We start from the raw sequence: 1,561 nt of genomic DNA on the forward strand, positions 1-1,561 counted from the left end.
TTAATCTCCATTTTGCAAGGTTTTGAGGGGTGAGAAAACAAACGTTGCAAAATGAGGATAGTAAGATCGTTTAGATCATCAAGAAGATCAATGCATTAAGTGATTTTCAGTGTCGACTAGCTAAGCACTCCATGCCACTACATGGGTACTGAATAATACCATTACCGATTATTATTCCGTCTTCTTTAGAATCTAGCTCAATAACAGACTTTGCTGATTTGAAATTCTCAGCAATCCATATTTTGGTTGAAGTATATATCTGGTCTTTCGAGTAGCTTGGAGCATCAACAACCTTTTCGAAAGTTCTATCTGCTTCAGTGACAGGCTGCGTACTAGCACACCCCCCCAAGCCTAAAATGATTACTATAGTTGCAATAAGATTTCTGAGTTGCATGCGATTCTCCTTTTGTGCTACTCAACAATACTAGCCAGCAAGCGTCTGGGTCGTTTTTCTATCAAAATCAGCCTTTTACCATGCTTTCTGCATTTATACCATTTATAATAACACATAGCCAATTACAGACTGTTACATTAAAAACTTACCAATTCAAATAAGCACGTTTTGCTTGGTGTAATTGCTGATGCAGTCATCAATTTCGCCAAAAGTGCAGGCAGTCAAATTATCAGCACTAATACCTAGATCTATAAGCTTGTTTCGATAAATATCCTTATCTGATTCCACATGATAACTAACAAGCCATTTAGATTGAGGATTAATTCGTGCCAATCTCTCGAAGTAGGGTATATCGACTTCATTTAAAGAATGTCCAATTACAACAAACAGCTCAGTCCCTCGAGTTTGTTCAAACCAATCAGAGTACTTATTAAGAATATAAGTTACTGGTTTTTTCATCTTTATCAAAGGTTTTTGTGCTGTTGCTTCAGCTTCTGGGAAAAGCGTTGTGCTATTGATTCCACTTTCATCTTCATTAACAGTTTGCTCAACACTTTCACCATGACCAAAAATTAAAGCGTTCGTATGCCGAGCCCTACCATGTATATGTAATATATTATTATCTTCAACTCCATAAACATCCTGTAATACACTAGTGTAGTTAAAAGATAAAAAATTTGAAGAGCATTTAAGGCTATTCAAACGAGTAGCCGTTAGTGATAAATCTATAGATTCAACCCAGTGAGTAAAGCGCTCTGTTATAGTGTCCACGACTTCTTGTGAATTTTCTGTCACCGCATCCTCAAAGCCATGCACTTGGCTCCACTTAAAGTTATCATCAGACACATCTGGCAGAACGGTAGAATCGAACAGTAACTCCCAATCCCACTCGCCCAAGGTGTTTTCAAAATCACACCAATTACAAGTTCCAATTATTGAGCCAAAAAACTCTCCGTATTCATCTAAGTACGCTTTTTCTTTTTTATAAAATTCGCTATAACTCGTTGGGAGATCATGCCCAAGATCAAAACCATTTCCAATAATGTAAACAGAACTGGCCCCCAATTTTCGGACATGACTTTAAGTGATTGTTCTGTTTTTATAGTAACCAAAAATATTGGAATAGATGATGACTAGAAAACGTAGAAACCACTCTCCTGAATTTAA

Annotated in this window: 2 protein-coding genes; both read right to left on the bottom strand. The window is 36.8% G+C overall.

From position 1 onward, the window contains the following. Positions 1 to 106: 106 nt before the first annotated feature. The gene (locus HC733_RS22165) at positions 107 to 394 is read right to left on the bottom strand and encodes a DUF4468 domain-containing protein (protein ID WP_190367144.1); all 288 of its coding nucleotides are present in this window, start codon (positions 392 to 394) and stop codon (positions 107 to 109) included. A gap of 153 nt (positions 395 to 547) precedes the next feature. Further along, positions 548 to 1,459 carry a bacteriophage abortive infection AbiH family protein gene (locus tag HC733_RS22170; RefSeq protein WP_190367145.1) on the bottom strand — a complete coding sequence of 304 codons (912 nt, stop codon included), beginning with the start codon at positions 1,457 to 1,459 and terminating at the stop codon, positions 548 to 550. Positions 1,460 to 1,561: the final 102 nt, after the last annotated feature.

This window comes from Pseudoalteromonas sp. S16_S37 (genome assembly GCF_014694405.1).
In the GTDB taxonomy this organism is placed as follows: domain Bacteria; phylum Pseudomonadota; class Gammaproteobacteria; order Enterobacterales; family Alteromonadaceae; genus Pseudoalteromonas.

Excerpts from the sequence above, each read along its gene's own strand:
- HC733_RS22165 (WP_190367144.1), bottom strand. The coding sequence starts at position 394 with ATGCAACTCAGAAATCTTATTGCAACTATAGTAATCATTTTAGGCTTG.